This window comes from Vibrio astriarenae (assembly GCF_010587385.1).
Lineage (GTDB): Bacteria > Pseudomonadota > Gammaproteobacteria > Enterobacterales > Vibrionaceae > Vibrio > Vibrio astriarenae.
In genome coordinates this window covers 2,995,015-3,010,161 of record NZ_CP047475.1, presented here as the reverse complement: position 1 = coordinate 3,010,161, position 15,147 = coordinate 2,995,015, and the positions used below count along the sequence as shown (strand labels likewise).

The following is a 15,147-nucleotide window of genomic DNA, read 5'->3' as shown; positions in this document are numbered from 1 at the left end:
AACCAGTGAGGCAAAGATGCAATCACAACTTCCTCCAGGGATAGAAAAACTGGTTCGTATCGAACCGCAGCAGCTAAAAAGTGAACAGCAGCTTTCACAACCATCACAAAGTGCCAGTCATGTACCGGCAAGAGCCGGTCAGCAGCAACTGCCACATATGACGATGCCGCTAGCACAGTGGCAAGTGGTGAGAATGCTTTACCCACCACATTCCAGCACGGCAACCAGCAAAGAGGCCCTATATCAAGTACAGCAAATGGTGTCTCCAACACTGCGTATGCCGACAGAGAATGGGATATTGACAGCAAAATTCGAGTTAGAAGGGCAGGTACATCAGGTTAGATGGCAAATCGCCCAAGGGGAAGCGGTGCTTCTTGCTTCAACGTTAGCGAGTGAACAAGCATTGAAGCTTATTCCCTCAATCAGCGGCGGTTGGCATTTGGTGAGTCGTGGAATGGATATGGTTGAACCATTGCAGCTGTTATGGGGGCCGAACAATAAACTTTCCTCTTACTCTAACGACAATGACTTCAGTATTATCTGGCTAAAACGTATCTTGGTCTTAACTTTTGGTGTCACTGCTATCTTGCTATTAGTTATTTAGGTATCAAATTAATGCAGAAATATCGTGGATTTTGCACAAAAAAGGTGGAAATTGCCCTTAATAAATTTTTTTTCTTGTCGTGGGCGAAAAAAGCAGCAATTTTTCATTTAAGCTCAAGTTTGAGCATGACGTTTTGTAGCTATGTAAGAGATACAGCATAACCAAAAGAGGACTTAACCATGCTATCTATCCACACTAACTACACGTCACTACTGACGCAAAACAACATCAATAAAGTATCTGGTCAAATGGACCAAGCGATGCAGCGCATCTCAACGGGCTTCCGCGTAAACTCAGCATCTGACGATGCTGCAGGCCTACAAATCGCTACTCGCCTACAATCTCAAGTAAACGGTTTGTCAACAGCATCACGTAACGCACAAGATGCAACCTCTATGCTGCAAACAGCAGAAGGTGCTTTCGATGAGATGACTAACATCGCACACCGCATGAAAGACCTAGCAACACAAGCTGCGAACGACTCAAACGGCGATTCTGAGCGTGCTGCGATGCAGGCGGAGTGGGATGAGCTAGCTCTAGAGCTTGACAGCATCATGACGAACACTGAGTACGGCTCAGGCAACACACTTCTTTCAGGTGGTCTACTATCTCAAGAGATGACGTTCCAGATTGGTGCATCTTCTGGTGAGACTCTAGACGTCAATCTAGAAGCTAACATCACAGCGATCGAAGGTTTCATCACAGCTGCGTCGAATGCAACCCTTAATGACCACGATAGTGCACAAGGTGCAATGGATGCAATCGATGATCTTTTATCAGGTGATAATGGTATTTCTGAGACGCGTTCTGCTCTAGGTGCGACAATCAACCGTCTAGACCACACTGTTGTTAACCTTGGTAACATGCGTGAGAACACTGAAATGGCGAAAGGTCGTATCATGGATACTGACTACGCTGTTGAGTCTTCAAACATGATGAAGAACCAGATGCTAACGCAAATGTCTATGTCTATGCTTTCTCAAGCAAACGGCATGTCTGGCATGGTAATGAGCCTAATCTAATCGATTACTCCTTTCCTTATAGTTTCATGCAAAACCGCAGCTGCTTGGCTGCGGTTTTTTCTTTGTATGTGTCAGTTTTATCAGCCTCTTGTGCCGTCATGCTGAATTTATTTCAGCATCTAGTCACGTCTTTCGACTATCCCAACGCGTGGTTAGTAGACCCTGAAATAAATTCAGGGTGACGACCTGTTTATGGATGACGCCTCGTTTTTAGGTGAAGACCCATCTATAGATGATGACCCGTTTATGGGGCTCCCCATTTTTTGAATGATAGTACGTTATCCGTCTCGGTTCGATGCCCCCAAAGCCTCGTCATGCTGAATTCATTTCAGCATCTACTCACGACTTTCGGCTATCCCAACGTGCGGTTGGTAGCCCTGAAATAAATTCAGGGTGACGACCGGCTTATGGATAACGACCCGTTTATAGGTGAAGCTCTATTTACGGGTGACATTCCTTTTAAAGGTTAAATGTCCTGAGTTTAATCACTGCTAATTCCCCACAAAATCAATTAAGAAATCACCACTCCAAGTCGTTTTTTATTGTTTGAAACCTGATGGTTTTTAACGATTTTTAAAGCGGAATAAATGGTGAAAACACTCTCTTCCGTTAAGCGGAAGTTCCCCTTCCGCAAAATATCAAGCTGGCGCTGAAAATGCGCAAAAGTTACGCCTTTCGCCATGAAATAGTGCTGAAAAGCGTCAAAAACGAACAGGTTTAATATTGGAACGCATTTTGCTCTAAGAGGGTGGGGATGTGTTTATACCTGATTGAATCACTGAGCCGCATAGGCAGCAAAAACAAGTAGGAAAGTGAAATGATCGATCCAGCACAAATGGCGATGCAGATGGTAATGATTCAGCGTCAGCCATTTGATATTCAATATGCTAATCAACAAAAAATGTATGAGACTCAGCTAAACGCGTGGAAAGAAATCGATTCAGCGTTTAGCACTTTTAAAACGGCACTTGATGGTATCAATACCCCAGACAACAGTTTTGTCAAAAACTCGGTCACAATCAATGAAGAGGGTTACATCAATGCGACCGCAGGTCGTTATGCGCGCGAAGGCTCTTATGACATTTTCGTAGAACAGTTGGCTAAGGCACAACAAGATGCTATCGGTTTTGGTGGTGAAGAGTTGCCAGCCGATGGCTCGATGTCGATCACACTTTCGTCTGGTGAAGTGGTTGAGCTGAACTATGCTGACTTTGATGACATTCATCATTTAGCGGATCATATCAATGAGTTAGACGCCGGTATCAACGCTAGCGTAGTCCGCAGTGATGGCGAACTAAACCTATTACTGAGTTCTGACGAAACAGGTATAGAAAACGGCTTTACTGTTACCGTAGATGAGCAACAAGTAACTCACAAGCAACTGAGTGAAGCATTAGATGCAGTTATCCATGTAGGCGGTGAAGGTGGCCTAGTTGTCTCAAACAGCAACAATACGTTTGATGACGTAATTTATGGCGTCTCTTTTGAGGTGACTAAAGCTCAAGAGTCGGGTGATGCTCCTATCACTATGGTAGTGGGTACTGACCAAGAGGCATCAAAGGAAGCCGTAGAAGATTTTGTTGATGCTTACAACGACCTAATGAAAGTTCTTCTTAAACATACTCAGACCGAATACAAGATTGAAAACGATGATTCGGATGATGATGATGATGAAGACAGTGACTACGAAAAAGTTACTGAAGCTGGTGTTTTAGCAAGTGATTCAACGGCTCGTAGTATCAAAAACACCCTCAATAATACCATGCGCGGCCTATACGATGAAGGCACACTCTTCAGTATTGGCATCGAAGCAAACCGCGATGGCACACTAAAAATCGATAGTGACCGATTAGAAAAAACCCTTGCGGAAGAGCCTGAAAAAATTGATGCGCTGTTCTTTGGTGAACAAGGTGTACTCAACAATCTTGAGAAAGTCATTGACCCATACACAGGCAGCAGCAATAGCGGCACCAATCTACTAAAGACTCGCCAAGACACCCTCCAAGGCAATATCGACCGCGTAGACGAAAAGAAAGAGCGTCTCGATTACCGTATGGAAAAAACCTATGACCGTTACCTGCGTGAATACACTGCGATGCAGCAAGTGATGTCACAGATGCAGTCTACGGGCTCAATGTTTATGTATTAAGGAATCTAAATGTTTACTGAAGAGTCTGGCTTTGATGCTTATCAACAAGTTGATGTTGAAGCGCAAGCCGCCGCAGCGAGCCCATATCAACTTGTACTTATGCTCATCGAAGGATTTCTCGACACGTTGACGCGTGCAGAGGGTCATATGGAGGCTAAGCGCTTTAAGGAGAAAGGCGAGGCAATTGCTCGCTGCTTAGACATCATCGGTGGCCTCAATAGTGCACTAGATATGGAACGTGGCGGTGAAATGGCTGAGCAGATGAATCGCCTTTATGACTTCTGCAGCTTACGCCTTTTTGAGGCAAGCACTGGCAATGATGCCACTAAGCTGGCTGAAGTTCGTGAGGTGATGACTAACATTCAAGAAGGCTGGAAAAACTTCGGAGTTGCGCATGGAAATAACTAGCACTGACTTAAGAAAGCTCGCTCTACATATCACCCACTGCTGTGATCAAAAAGAGTGGCAGAAGCTACGCACTTTGGATCTCAAAATCCGTGGAGTATTAGAGCACTTTCAGCTTAACCCGGAAAAAGCCAAACGACTCCAGCGAGATATCACCACGCTGCGTGTGCAGCATGAAAAAGCCGTAGATCGCTGCGAGGAAGAGAAAAGTCGTATTGGTCGCACCCTTGCAAAACTTCAATCTGAGCGTGAAGGGTTAGAGGGTTACTACCAAGTTGAGAGGAGTGGGGCATGAGTGTCATTGCCAATACACCTGCGCCTTCGATGACGCATAGCGCTGGGCACAGCGCTATCTCGGCGTCGGCTGACCAAGCTTTGAGCTTTGCAGAGCTTTTGGGCATTGGTGACATTCCCTCAGACGAGAGTGCTGGCGAATACTGGTTCGATCTCTACGACCAACTAAAGCAGCTTGCCGAGCAAGAAGACTGGCAGTTTGATGCAGATAAGCCATTCCTTGCTCAGCTTCCGCCGGAAGGCCAGTTTCGTGTTATCTCGATGGTCAGCCAGTTTGATGGCCAGGTTCAGCAGCAAGTACTGCAGATGATGCGCCGTGCTGATGGGCTGCAAAGTGTCGATGTGCAACTTGGCCAGACACAACAATCGTTATCCAGCCATCATTTAGCGTCTGCGCAAGGTGAACAACAAACCTTGAACTTCACACAAGCTTTAGAGCGCATGATGGCAAACGCGATGGTACCTGTGCGCCCTGAGCACAATAACCCAGAGCTGCTACAAGCCGTAAAGTCTGCACAGATGACCAATGCATCGATGATGATGCAGTCATCAAACTTTGCTTCGACGGCGCCACAAGCAACAACGCAAGCCAATCATACTCACGCTGAATGGGCGCCCATTAAAGTGGATGAAAACAAGCAAGCGTGGGGTCAGCAGATGCTTTCGGTGTTAAAAGACCGAGTGCAAATGCAGATGAATCAAGATGTCTCGCAGGCGCGTATCCGCCTTGACCCTCCTCACTTAGGCACACTTGAGCTGGCGGTGAGAGTGGATAACAACAAGGTACATGTTCAGCTGTTTGCCAGTGACCCAACATTGCGCGAAGCCATTTCTCAGCAAGCGGAACGCCTGCGTTTTGACCTAGAGTCGAAACAGCTTGCCGGTGCAAGCGTTAACGTCGATGTCAGTGACCAACCGCAAGAAGAGCACAGCGAGGATCCTCAGTACCAACAAGAGATCGTCGCTCAGTCTGACTGGCACGAATCGACGCTTGAATTATCAGGTCACAACGACCACAGAATCACACGTTTAATCTAAGGATGACCCATGTTTAACTTTAATCACCCAGGTGTGAAGCTCGTATTTGCAGGCCTATTTTCCGCAGCACTGATTGTCGGAGCGGCTGGTGGTACTTACTACATGCTGAGCAACAACTTGTCTCAGGGAGACAGCTTGTTCTCTGGTAGTCAATCAGAGAACCAAGTGCACTTTATGCCTCTGGATAAGTTTGTTATTTCACTCAATGGTGAAGAGCGCATGCACTACTTATTGCTTGAGCTGGATTTAAAAACCATGAATAACGTGGCGCATGAAGAGCTTTTGGCATTCCGTCCGGTAGTGAATAACGTACTGCTCAAGATGTTTAGCCAGATGAGCTATGAAGAGATGCGTGAAATGGATGACATTGAAGCGCTTCAGTTGCAAGTCAAATCTAAGCTAACCAACACTTTGCAGAAAAACGGTTATCAGCATGCGATTAGCGATGTGTTGTTCACCAAGTTAGTACTGCAGTAGGAAGGAGTCACTATGTTAGATGCTCAGGTTAGCTTACCAGACGAATATGTTGACGCTCAGCCGCAGTCGTCAGCCGTCAATGAAGGTGAAATTCTTAGACAATACCTTCCCTTAGTGAAACGAATCGTCAACCAGCTTCGTCCACACTGTACCGCTACTGTGGGCATCGATGACATGGAGCAGCTCGGGTTGATGGGGTTGCTCGAAGCGTCACGACGTTATGGGGAGATGGATGAAAACTTTCCTATCTTCGCATCACGACGCATTCGTGGCTCGATTCTTGATGAGCTGCGCAGAAGAGATTGGCGACCAAGACAGCTGCGCCAGCAAGCGCATGACCTAATGAACAAGGTCAAGCTGCTGACCAAAAAGTTGGCCCGTGAGCCGAGTGAGCAAGAGATTTTGTCAGAGCTCGGCATCACGAGTGATGAGTATCATCGCACGCTAGCCGTCAGCCAAGCAGAAGAGCTGCAAAGCTTGGATACCTTGATTCAAGAGAGCGGTGAAGCCTACTCGCCTGAGGTAGAGGACGAAGGCACCCAGCAAATGATTGATCACAATATGATTGTGTTCGCACTGGGTAAACTGCCTGAGCGTGAGCAAGTGATTTTGAGTTTGTATTACCTAAAAGAGTTAAGCCTCAAAGAGATTGCCATGGTTGTGGGACTCACCGAGGCGCGCGTTTGCCAGCTGCATAAGTCGGCTGTGAAAAATCTTCAAGTGATGATCAAGCAACAGTTTTAAAGGAAAAATCATGCAAAAAATTATCGGTATTTTGGTCATCATATTTGGTGTCTTTGGTGGCTATGTTGCGGCGGGTGGTTACCTGCATACGATGTGGCAACCGGCTGAACTGGCCATTATTTTAGGCGCAGGTATTGGTGCGCTTATTCTTGGTAACCCACACCATGTAATTATTGAAATGTGGCGCCAAACTCTGTCTATCGCAGTGAAAAAAGACGAACGTCGTCTGTATCAAGAGTTGTTGTCTTTGATGCATCACTTGCTTGAGCAGGTACGCGCGGGTGGTATGCGTGCCCTTGATGAGCATATCGAAGAGCCAAATCAAAGTAGCCTATTCCTTGCTTATCCAGAGATCATGGAACACCCAGAGTTAGTGGTGTTCATCTGTGATAATTTCCGCTTATTAGCGATGGGTAAAATCTCAGCTCATGAGCTGGAAGGGATGCTAGAGCAAGAAATTCTATCAATAGAGGATGACATGCTTGCGCCTTCTCGCAGCATGCATCGTTTAGCCGAAGCGATGCCTGGTTTTGGTATCTTGGCTGCGGTAATGGGCATCGTGATCACCATGACCAATATTGATGCCGATATGGCACAGATTGGTGTTAGCGTGGCAGCAGCGCTAGTGGGTACCTTCTTGGGTATTTTCTTTTGTTACTGTGTGTGTGACCCAATCAGCGCTGCAATGGAAAAGAAAATCAAACGTGAAATCTCAGCGTTTGAATGTGTTCGTGCCATCTTGGTAGCGTATGCCTCTGGCAAAACCTCGATTGTCGCTGTTGACGCAGGGCGCAAACTTATTCTTCTTGATGTGAAGCCAACCTTCGCTGAAATGGAGAGCTGGGTAACTCAGAGAGTATTCCAATAATGCGTACACCTTCAGAACATATCATTATTCGAAAATCTCGTCGCCGAGAGGACGGAAGAAGCAATGGCGGTGCTTGGAAAGTCGCCTTTGCTGACTTCACCCTAGCGATGATGGCGTTCTTCATGGTGATGTGGGTTCTGCAAGTCACCACTGACGATGAGAAAGAGCGCATTGTCGGTAAGTTGGCGGGCAGCCCAGATTTGATCGCCGTTGAAGAGAGCTTTAACAACAACAGCCTATTTCCGATTGATTTTGGTGGCAGTGCGCTACCGGATCAGCTCAGTGCACAGCCTACCAACCCATATGACATGGGAAACAGCTTAACCATCAGCGTGAAAGATGGTGATAGCAACAACTATGGTGGGGAAGGGACGGAGAGCTTGGCTCTTATCGCAGGCCGCTATGACACCCAAGAGCAGATGACGATTCTTGGTCAGTTTATTGATGACTATAGTGAACATCTGAATGTCAGTGAACATCTGCACGTCGAGATTGTTCCACAGGGGTTGCGCGTACTGATCAATGATGGGGAAGACAAGCCTATGTTCTTGCGTGGCGGCTCAACACTGACCTACTTTTTTGAGGACTTGTTGCTCGCGCTCGCTCCGGTTTTCGCCACCGTTGAGAACTCTTTGATGATCTCAGGTCATGCGGATTCGACCGGATTTAATCAACGTAGTGCGGGTAATAACTGGTTGCTGTCAGGGCAGCGTGCGCAGATGGCACGTGAGATTTTGGAGTTCGGCGGTATGCCACCGAGTCGCGTGTCTCAAGTGACCGCGATGTCAGATACCATGCTGTTAGACGAAGAGCGTCCCCATAGTGCAGTCAACAGGCGTATTGAGATTTTAGTCTTAACCGATACAAGTGAAGATATGCTCAATGCGCTATTCGGGCGAGAGCATCACAATGCCGTGGATGAGGCTCGTACCGCCGCGCTGCAAAATGAGCCGGTGAGCGTTTACTAGAAAAATGCCGATGTTGTTTCAACATCGGCATTTTTTTGCTTCATCAACGGTGAGATTAGCGCTTTGCAGCCATATCACGTAAGGCTTGCTTCTCTGTGTTCGACAGGAAGGCCAGTTCAAGGCCGTTAATCTGAGCTTGACGGATTTGCTCTTGGCTTAAGCCAGCGTTAGGCGCTGCAACCTCGTACTCAAACGGCAGCTCAATCCCTTCAACCGCAGGGTCATCAGTGTTGATACAAGCCATCACACCGTGGTCAAGGAAGGTCTTAAGTGGATGGTTCGCTAAAGATTCCACTGTGCTGGTTTGAATGTTCGACGTTAGGCACGACTCAATACCAATGCGGTTTTTCGCAAGATAATCCATAAGTTTTGGATCATGAATCGCTTTCACACCATGACCAATACGCGTCGCCCCCAGCTCTTGAATCGCTTGCCACATACTCTCTGCACCAGCTGCTTCACCCGCGTGAACAGAGACGTTTAGGCCTGCATCGCGCACTTGCTTGAAGTGAGAGACAAAGCGATCACCGGGTTGACCTAACTCGTCGCCTGCAAGGTCAACGGCAACAATATGGTTGCGATGGGCCAGGATACCATCAAGCTCTTGCTGGCACGCTTCGGTGCCGAAAGTACGGCTCATAATGCCAATTAGGTTGGCTTTAACACCAAAGTCACGCACACCTGCCTGCACGCCATCAATCACGGCTTCAACCACACCCGCGACAGGCAGATTGTGCTTCATGGCCATGTAGTAAGGAGAGAAGCGCAGCTCAGCGTAGTCAATCTGTGCATTAAGCGCATCTTCGACATTCTCATACGCGACACGACGACAAGCGTCTAAGTCGCCTAATACTGCCACACCCCAATCCAATTTTGACAGGAAAGCCACTAAAGAAGGCTCTGCTTCAACGATCTGTACGTGCGGCGTTAAGCTCTCCACATCATGCCCAGGCAACGCCATGCCAAACTTCTGGCCTAGCTCGAGGATAGTTTGAGTGCGAATGTTGCCATCAAGGTGACGGTGCAAATCGGTAAGGGGAAGGCTTTTGGTGATCATTAACGTATGTCCCTGCAAATATCAGTCTGTTGAGTGTAGTTGAGTTACTTTCGCAGTGTGTATAACAAAAACAACAAACAAGAAACAGAGTAAATTGTGCGAAGAGCGGTAGCAATCGATTGCCTGGACAAGTTATCGGATTGCCTAGATATAGAGCAGGGTGTCCGGTTGAAGGGTTCAGGCCGGCTAAGATACGGCCTGAACCGTGTTGTTTAATACAGTTCTTTGAGCTTGCGAGTGAGGGTATTGCGTCCCCAGCCAAGTACCTTGGCCGCCTCTTGCTTGTGACCATTGGTATGCTCTAAAGCGGCTTCCAAAAGGATGCGCTCAAACTCTGGGAGCGCGACAGCCAGAATGTCAGAGTCACCTTGTGCGATGGTGTTTTTGGCCCAGCTTGATAACTGGTTTTGCCATGAGCCAACGCCGTCATTGGCTATCGCAGGCTTCTCCTCAACCAACTCACTTGGGAGATCATTCGGTAGGATTTCACTGCCACTGGCCATAACCGTCAGCCAGCGACACACGTTCTCGAGTTGGCGCACGTTACCTGGCCAGTCAAGGCGGTTAAGAATATCAACGGTGGAGTCATGAAGTGTCTTAGTATCAACGCCAAGTTCATCCGCCGCGCGTTTTAAAAAGTGCAGAGTCAGCTGTTCAATATCTTGCTTACGCTCGCGAAGTGCAGGGATTTGTACGCGAATGACATTCAAGCGGTGGAATAAATCTTCACGGAAATCGCCTTTGTGCACCAGCTTCTCAAGATTTTGGTGGGTGGCCGCAACAATACGTACATCGACTTTGATCGCAGAGTGGCCACCTACGCGATAAAACTGACCGTCAGCTAATACACGAAGCAATCGAGTCTGAATGTCCAGTGGCATATCCCCGATTTCATCTAGAAACAGGGTTCCGCCGTTTGCTTGTTCAAAGCGGCCTTGACGCACACTGTTCGCCCCAGTGAACGCGCCTTTCTCGTGGCCGAACAATTCGGATTCAATCAAGTCTTTAGGGATGGCTGCCATGTTGAGGGCGATGAAAGGCTTTTGAGCACGGGGACTATGTCTGTGCAAGGCATGAGCCACCAACTCTTTACCTGTACCAGATTCACCATTGATGAGCACCGAAATAGAAGAGCGTGATAGGCGACCGATAGCGCGGAAAACCTCCTGCATAGCAGGCGCTTCACCGATGATCTCTGGTGTGCTGGTATCGAGATCTTCTTTCATCGACTCTTGGCGCTGCTCTTGGCGATGAGCCAGTGCACGCTCAACCAAGCTTAAGGTCTCATCCACATCAAAGGGCTTTGGCAAATACTCAAATGCACCTTTTTGGTAGGCATTGACCGCGGCATCTAAGTCAGAGTGCGCAGTCATGATGATGACGGGGAGATCAGGACTTTGAGACTGGATCTGCTGCAGCAGCTCGATGCCATCAATTCCCGGCATGCGAATGTCAGAGACCAGTACATCGGGTGTTTCACGCTCAAGAGCGAGCAGGACACTCTCGGCATCGGCAAAGGTCTCACAGCGAATATTGGCTGACGATAAGGTCTTCTCCATTACCCAGCGGATAGAGCTGTCGTCATCAACGACCCATACATATCCTTTACTCATAATCGTTATCCTTAAGCTTGCAAACTGACAAAGTCATAATCATTAAAATGTGTTGTTGATGGAGTCGCGAACCGAGGCGACAACATTGTGTAATTTGTGTTGGTCACTCGCCGAATATCGACGGGTAGCCAAAATTGGTCATTGGTTTATATCGGCAGATAGATAGTAAAAATGGTTCTGCCCGGCCAGCTCTCGACATCAATCTTGCCTTGGTGCTGATCAATTAAATTCTGTGCGATGGATAAACCCAGTCCCGTGCCACCTTCGCGACCACTGACCATGGGATAAAACAAGGTATCTTGTAGGTCGATATCAATGCCTGGGCCGTTATCGATAACCTCAATCCGCGCTGCCAGTTTATGGCGCTTACCGTGGATATTCGCTTGATGCACCGTTCTGGTGCGAATGGTGATTAAGCCGTGCTCTTGTTTCTTTAAGATCTGCCCTGCATTGCTGACAATGTTCAGTAGCGCTTGCTCTACCTGATCGGCGTTCATCAAAATATCAGGTAGGCTTGGGTCATAGTCACGTTCAATCACCACATCAGAGCCGACTTCTAGTTCAACCAATTGACGTACTTTCTCGAGAATTAAGTGGACGTTCTCTTCTTGTTTCTTACCCGGTTTTTGTGGACCAAGCAGGCGATCGACTAGCGAGCGTAAGCGGTCTGCCTGCTCGATAATGATCTGGGTGTACTCTTTTAGCTCTTCCTCAGGAAGGGCGCGTTCAAGAAGCTGGGCAGCCCCGCGTAAACCGCCGAGAGGGTTTTTAATCTCATGGGCTAATCCGCGCACAAGCAGTTTGGCCGCTTGCTGCTGAGCATGTTGGTTAAGCTCTTGGCTTAAGCGGCGCTGTTGATCGATTTTGCGCATTTCAATCAGCAGCATCAGCCCTTTGTTCCACGATAACGGACTCGCAGTGACCTCAAGCATGAGCGGCTTGCCATCAACGACAAAGGTAACATCACTGTCAGTCATGCTTTGACCCGTTTGCAATGGCTGGGTAAGGAGGGCGAGGTCCATCGAGGCGTGTTGAATCAGCTTAGACAGTGGCTGCTCAGTCAGACGCTTAGCACTTTGCCCAAACAGTTGCTCGGTTGCAGGGTTGGCGTAACGCACCACGAGTGTTTCATCGAGCATCATCGTTGCGGTGACGACGTTGTTGAGTATGGCGTGACTGAGTTCTGGGTTCACTTCTGCATCCTTGTACTTGAACGGGTGAGCAAATAACTCATGCACCATTGTGGTGCATCGCTATCAAGTATGGCGCATCATGATGGGGAGAGAAAGTAACATTACCGCGGTTTAAGGCAATAAAAGCGTTACTTAATGCTCGCTCGGTGAAGATGCACCGTTATAGAGCTTGATGATGCAATTACCTTGCCGTCTTTCAGTGCTTGAATCTGAATTTGATGACTGCCTCGGTCAATATTTTTTAGTTTCCACAATGGGTTATAACTGGGTGCGCCATAAGGTTGATTATTGAGTCGCAATTGTAGCGTTTCTCCCACGCTCAGCTTTCGGTTGAGCTCGGATTGCACGGTAATGAAACCACGGTTACTACGAATGGTTTGCTCATGGACAGGCGAGGTGAAGGTAATGACAAGGGGGGGAGCTTTGGCCAGTGGGGTCGATGGTTCATGCTCTAGTTCGTTGACGAGAGTTTGAACATTATCTTGTGAGTCGATAGGTTGTGAAGTAGAGGCTGAGTATGAAGGCAGTGAGATCATTTGGGCATCGCTATTAGATGGGCTATCACTAAAATGTAAGACGCCATCCGCATCCACCCAAGTATAAACCGTCTGCTGCGCTAGAGTGGGTTGGGTAACGATAGTGATGATGAATAGAAAAAGTGTTCGCATGTCTTCGCTCCTAATGGAAGTGATTGACTGATGCTAAATCACTTGAAAATGGGCGCGACATAAAAAAGGCTCGCCTGCGAGGCGAGCCTAATATTCGGTATGAAAACCTATCGGCTTACATTGAAATCCGAGTCTTATACAGAGTAGTAAAGTTCAAACTCAAGTGGGTGAGTTGTCATGTTTACTTTCTCAACATCTTGAGACTTAAGACCGATGTAAGAATCGATGAAGTCGTCAGAGAATACACCACCAGCTGTTAGGAACTCACGGTCAGCGTCTAGACACTCTAGCGCTTCTTTCAGTGAGTAAGCCACTGTTGGGATTTCTGCTGCTTCTTCTGCAGGTAGGTCGTAAAGGTCTTTATCCATTGCTTCACCTGGGTGGATCTTGTTCTTGATACCGTCAAGACCAGCCATAAGCATTGCAGCGAAACATAGGTATGGGTTCGCAGATGGATCACCGAAGCGTAGTTCGATACGACGCGCTTTAGGGCTTGGTACCACTGGGATACGGATAGAAGCAGAACGGTTACGAGCAGAGTAAGCTAGCATAACTGGCGCTTCGAAGCCTGGTACAAGACGCTTGTACGAGTTAGTCGACGCGTTAGCAAATGCGTTGATTGCTTTAGCGTGCTTGATGATACCACCGATGTAGTAAAGTGCCATTTCAGATAGGCCGCCGTACTTATCACCAGCAAATAGGTTAACACCGTCTTTTGCTAGAGATTGGTGAACGTGCATACCAGAACCGTTATCACCTACTAGTGGCTTAGGCATGAATGTTGCCGTTTTACCAAATGCGTGAGCAACGTTGTGTACAACGTACTTGTAAACCTGGATCTCATCCGCTTTCGCTGTTAGCGTGTTGAAGCGAGTTGCGATTTCATTCTGACCTGCTGTTGCAACTTCGTGGTGGTGAGCTTCAACAACTTGACCCATCTCTTCAAGGATTAGACACATTGCAGAACGGATGTCTTGAGAAGAGTCAACTGGAGCTACTGGGAAGTAACCGCCTTTAACGCCAGGACGGTGACCTTTGTTACCGCCTTCTACGTCAGCGCCTGTGTTCCAAGCTGCTTCGATGTCGTCGATCTTGAAGAAAGAACCTGACATGTCTGTCGCGAACTTAACATCGTCAAATAGGAAGAACTCTGGCTCTGGACCAACAAGAACGTTGTCTGCGATACCAGTTGAACGCATGTAGTCTTCAGCGCGCTTAGCGATTGAGCGAGGGTCACGGTCGTAACCTTGCATAGTAGAAGGTTCTAGGATGTCACAACGAATGTTTAGAGTTGCTTCTTCAGTGAACGGGTCAAGAACAGCAGATGATGCGTCTGGCATCATAACCATGTCTGACTCGTTGATACCTTTCCAACCAGCTACAGAAGAACCGTCGAACATTTTGCCTTCTTCGAAGAAGTCAGCGTCAACTTGGTGAGCTGGGATAGATACGTGTTGCTCTTTACCTTTTGTATCAGTAAAGCGTAGGTCAACAAATTTAACTTCGTTTTCTTGGATCAGTGATAGAACGTTTTCTACTGACATCGTGGATAACCTCCAGTGTATTTAAAGCGTTAATGGCTCGATTCTCAGAATCCAGCATTGAATAGTTTTATTTCATTCGTGCTATTCGATGCTGGTTAATCGTTTGCTAAAAGCGTGCCAATTTTTCAATTCCTTTATTTTCAGTCACTTAACCATTTTTGGTGCAGGTCTTCAAACCTCAATGCACCATGATGGAAACCAACTGCACCAAATGGGTGCAAAAGAGACTGATAAGACTCTTTTTGTACCACATTGGTGCACTCATTCAGCCCTGAATCAAAAAAGATGTCAATCTGTTGAAACAATAATCACTGCGAAAATTCGCCGCGTAATCTATGATCTTCAAAGCAACGGGTGATAGGTCACATATTCGTGTGATTTTCATCAAAATCTGGTACATTAACGGCCGTTTTTTTAATCAAACTCGTGGCCAGCTACATCATTCCTTCATTTTTGATAGATAAGGTGTGTTGATAACTGAGCGGCGACTACACCTGAGTGAA

Annotated in this window: 16 protein-coding genes; 10 read left to right on the top strand and 6 right to left on the bottom strand. The window is 47.3% G+C overall.

Features of this window, described 5'->3' with window-relative positions; all coding sequences use genetic code 11:
- Nucleotides 1-16 precede the first annotated feature (16 nt).
- A complete protein-coding gene (locus tag GT360_RS13965; protein WP_164649433.1) occupies nt 17-604 on the top strand; it encodes a hypothetical protein in 588 nt (195 codons plus the stop codon).
- 179 nt (nt 605-783) lie between these two features.
- Entirely contained in the window at nt 784-1,626 is an 843-nt protein-coding gene (locus GT360_RS13960; RefSeq protein ID WP_164649432.1) for a flagellin N-terminal helical domain-containing protein, read from the top strand.
- 511 nt (nt 1,627-2,137) lie between these two features.
- On the opposite strand, the gene GT360_RS13955 is transcribed toward GT360_RS13960, so the two are convergent.
- Nucleotides 2,138-2,308 (bottom strand): hypothetical protein, encoded by a 171-nt coding sequence (locus GT360_RS13955; protein WP_164649431.1) that lies wholly within the window; start codon nt 2,306-2,308, stop codon nt 2,138-2,140.
- A gap of 135 nt (nt 2,309-2,443) precedes the next feature.
- Here GT360_RS13955 and fliD point away from each other — a divergent pair, with 135 nt between their 5' ends.
- Genes fliD through GT360_RS13915 form a run of 8 tightly spaced genes read left to right on the top strand, consistent with a single transcriptional unit; the run spans nt 2,444 to nt 8,569 of the window.
- Nucleotides 2,444-3,775: a flagellar filament capping protein FliD gene (gene fliD / locus GT360_RS13950; RefSeq protein WP_164649430.1), complete on the top strand. Its 1,332-nt coding sequence runs from the start codon at nt 2,444-2,446 to the stop codon at nt 3,773-3,775.
- Nucleotides 3,776-3,784: 9 nt separating this feature from the next.
- Nucleotides 3,785-4,183 (top strand): flagellar export chaperone FliS, encoded by a 399-nt coding sequence (gene fliS / locus GT360_RS13945; protein ID WP_164649429.1) that lies wholly within the window; start codon nt 3,785-3,787, stop codon nt 4,181-4,183.
- On the top strand, nt 4,170-4,475 hold the full coding sequence (locus GT360_RS13940) for a hypothetical protein (RefSeq protein WP_164649428.1): 306 nt from the start codon (nt 4,170-4,172) through the stop codon (nt 4,473-4,475). The genes fliS and GT360_RS13940 overlap by 14 nt, the downstream gene beginning before the upstream one ends.
- Nucleotides 4,472-5,512, top strand: a complete 1,041-nt coding sequence (locus GT360_RS13935) for a flagellar hook-length control protein FliK (protein ID WP_164649427.1) — start codon at nt 4,472-4,474, stop codon at nt 5,510-5,512. The genes GT360_RS13940 and GT360_RS13935 overlap by 4 nt, the downstream gene beginning before the upstream one ends.
- 9 nt (nt 5,513-5,521) lie before the next feature.
- On the top strand, nt 5,522-5,989 hold the full coding sequence (locus GT360_RS13930; protein ID WP_164649426.1) for a flagellar basal body-associated FliL family protein: 468 nt from the start codon (nt 5,522-5,524) through the stop codon (nt 5,987-5,989).
- A 12-nt stretch (nt 5,990-6,001) separates the two neighbouring features.
- Nucleotides 6,002-6,733: an RNA polymerase sigma factor FliA gene (fliA, locus tag GT360_RS13925; RefSeq protein ID WP_164649425.1), complete on the top strand. Its 732-nt coding sequence runs from the start codon at nt 6,002-6,004 to the stop codon at nt 6,731-6,733.
- Between the two features lie 10 nt (nt 6,734-6,743).
- Nucleotides 6,744-7,601, top strand: coding sequence for a flagellar motor stator protein MotA (gene motA, locus GT360_RS13920; protein WP_164649424.1), 858 nt, complete (start codon nt 6,744-6,746; stop codon nt 7,599-7,601).
- Nucleotides 7,601-8,569 (top strand): flagellar motor protein MotB, encoded by a 969-nt coding sequence (locus tag GT360_RS13915; RefSeq protein WP_164649423.1) that lies wholly within the window; start codon nt 7,601-7,603, stop codon nt 8,567-8,569. The genes motA and GT360_RS13915 overlap by 1 nt, the downstream gene beginning before the upstream one ends.
- 55 nt (nt 8,570-8,624) lie before the next feature.
- Here the strand turns inward: GT360_RS13915 and add are convergent, their stop codons facing one another.
- The 5 genes from add to glnA form a co-directional block, all read right to left on the bottom strand.
- Nucleotides 8,625-9,626 carry an adenosine deaminase gene (gene add, locus GT360_RS13910; RefSeq protein ID WP_164649422.1) on the bottom strand — a complete coding sequence of 334 codons (1,002 nt, stop codon included), beginning with the start codon at nt 9,624-9,626 and terminating at the stop codon, nt 8,625-8,627.
- A 212-nt stretch (nt 9,627-9,838) separates the two neighbouring features.
- Nucleotides 9,839-11,239: a nitrogen regulation protein NR(I) gene (glnG, locus tag GT360_RS13905; RefSeq protein WP_164649421.1), complete on the bottom strand. Its 1,401-nt coding sequence runs from the start codon at nt 11,237-11,239 to the stop codon at nt 9,839-9,841.
- Nucleotides 11,240-11,385: 146 nt separating this feature from the next.
- A complete protein-coding gene (gene glnL, locus GT360_RS13900) occupies nt 11,386-12,480 on the bottom strand; it encodes a nitrogen regulation protein NR(II) (RefSeq protein ID WP_204274537.1) in 1,095 nt (364 codons plus the stop codon).
- An 80-nt stretch (nt 12,481-12,560) separates the two neighbouring features.
- Entirely contained in the window at nt 12,561-13,100 is a 540-nt protein-coding gene (locus GT360_RS13895; protein ID WP_164649419.1) for a DUF4124 domain-containing protein, read from the bottom strand.
- A gap of 134 nt (nt 13,101-13,234) precedes the next feature.
- Nucleotides 13,235-14,644 carry a glutamate--ammonia ligase gene (gene glnA, locus GT360_RS13890; protein ID WP_164649418.1) on the bottom strand — a complete coding sequence of 470 codons (1,410 nt, stop codon included), beginning with the start codon at nt 14,642-14,644 and terminating at the stop codon, nt 13,235-13,237.
- Nucleotides 14,645-15,147: the final 503 nt, after the last annotated feature.

What these genes read in the sequence shown, in the direction of transcription:
- fliA (WP_164649425.1), top strand. Translation starts at nt 6,002, where the DNA reads ATGTTAGATGCTCAGGTTAGCTTACCAGACGAATATGTTGACGCTCAG.
- add (WP_164649422.1), bottom strand. Translation starts at nt 9,626, where the DNA reads ATGATCACCAAAAGCCTTCCCCTTACCGATTTGCACCGTCACCTTGAT.
- GT360_RS13960 (WP_164649432.1), top strand. Translation starts at nt 784, where the DNA reads ATGCTATCTATCCACACTAACTACACGTCACTACTGACGCAAAACAAC.
- GT360_RS13955 (WP_164649431.1), bottom strand. Translation starts at nt 2,308, where the DNA reads ATGGCGAAAGGCGTAACTTTTGCGCATTTTCAGCGCCAGCTTGATATT.
- GT360_RS13915 (WP_164649423.1), top strand. Translation starts at nt 7,601, where the DNA reads ATGCGTACACCTTCAGAACATATCATTATTCGAAAATCTCGTCGCCGA.
- GT360_RS13930 (WP_164649426.1), top strand. Translation starts at nt 5,522, where the DNA reads ATGTTTAACTTTAATCACCCAGGTGTGAAGCTCGTATTTGCAGGCCTA.
- motA (WP_164649424.1), top strand. Translation starts at nt 6,744, where the DNA reads ATGCAAAAAATTATCGGTATTTTGGTCATCATATTTGGTGTCTTTGGT.
- GT360_RS13895 (WP_164649419.1), bottom strand. Translation starts at nt 13,100, where the DNA reads ATGCGAACACTTTTTCTATTCATCATCACTATCGTTACCCAACCCACT.
- GT360_RS13965 (WP_164649433.1), top strand. Translation starts at nt 17, where the DNA reads ATGCAATCACAACTTCCTCCAGGGATAGAAAAACTGGTTCGTATCGAA.
- glnA (WP_164649418.1), bottom strand. Translation starts at nt 14,644, where the DNA reads ATGTCAGTAGAAAACGTTCTATCACTGATCCAAGAAAACGAAGTTAAA.
- fliS (WP_164649429.1), top strand. Translation starts at nt 3,785, where the DNA reads ATGTTTACTGAAGAGTCTGGCTTTGATGCTTATCAACAAGTTGATGTT.
- GT360_RS13940 (WP_164649428.1), top strand. Translation starts at nt 4,170, where the DNA reads ATGGAAATAACTAGCACTGACTTAAGAAAGCTCGCTCTACATATCACC.
- glnG (WP_164649421.1), bottom strand. Translation starts at nt 11,239, where the DNA reads ATGAGTAAAGGATATGTATGGGTCGTTGATGACGACAGCTCTATCCGC.
- glnL (WP_204274537.1), bottom strand. Translation starts at nt 12,480, where the DNA reads ATGGTGCATGAGTTATTTGCTCACCCGTTCAAGTACAAGGATGCAGAA.
- fliD (WP_164649430.1), top strand. Translation starts at nt 2,444, where the DNA reads ATGATCGATCCAGCACAAATGGCGATGCAGATGGTAATGATTCAGCGT.
- GT360_RS13935 (WP_164649427.1), top strand. Translation starts at nt 4,472, where the DNA reads ATGAGTGTCATTGCCAATACACCTGCGCCTTCGATGACGCATAGCGCT.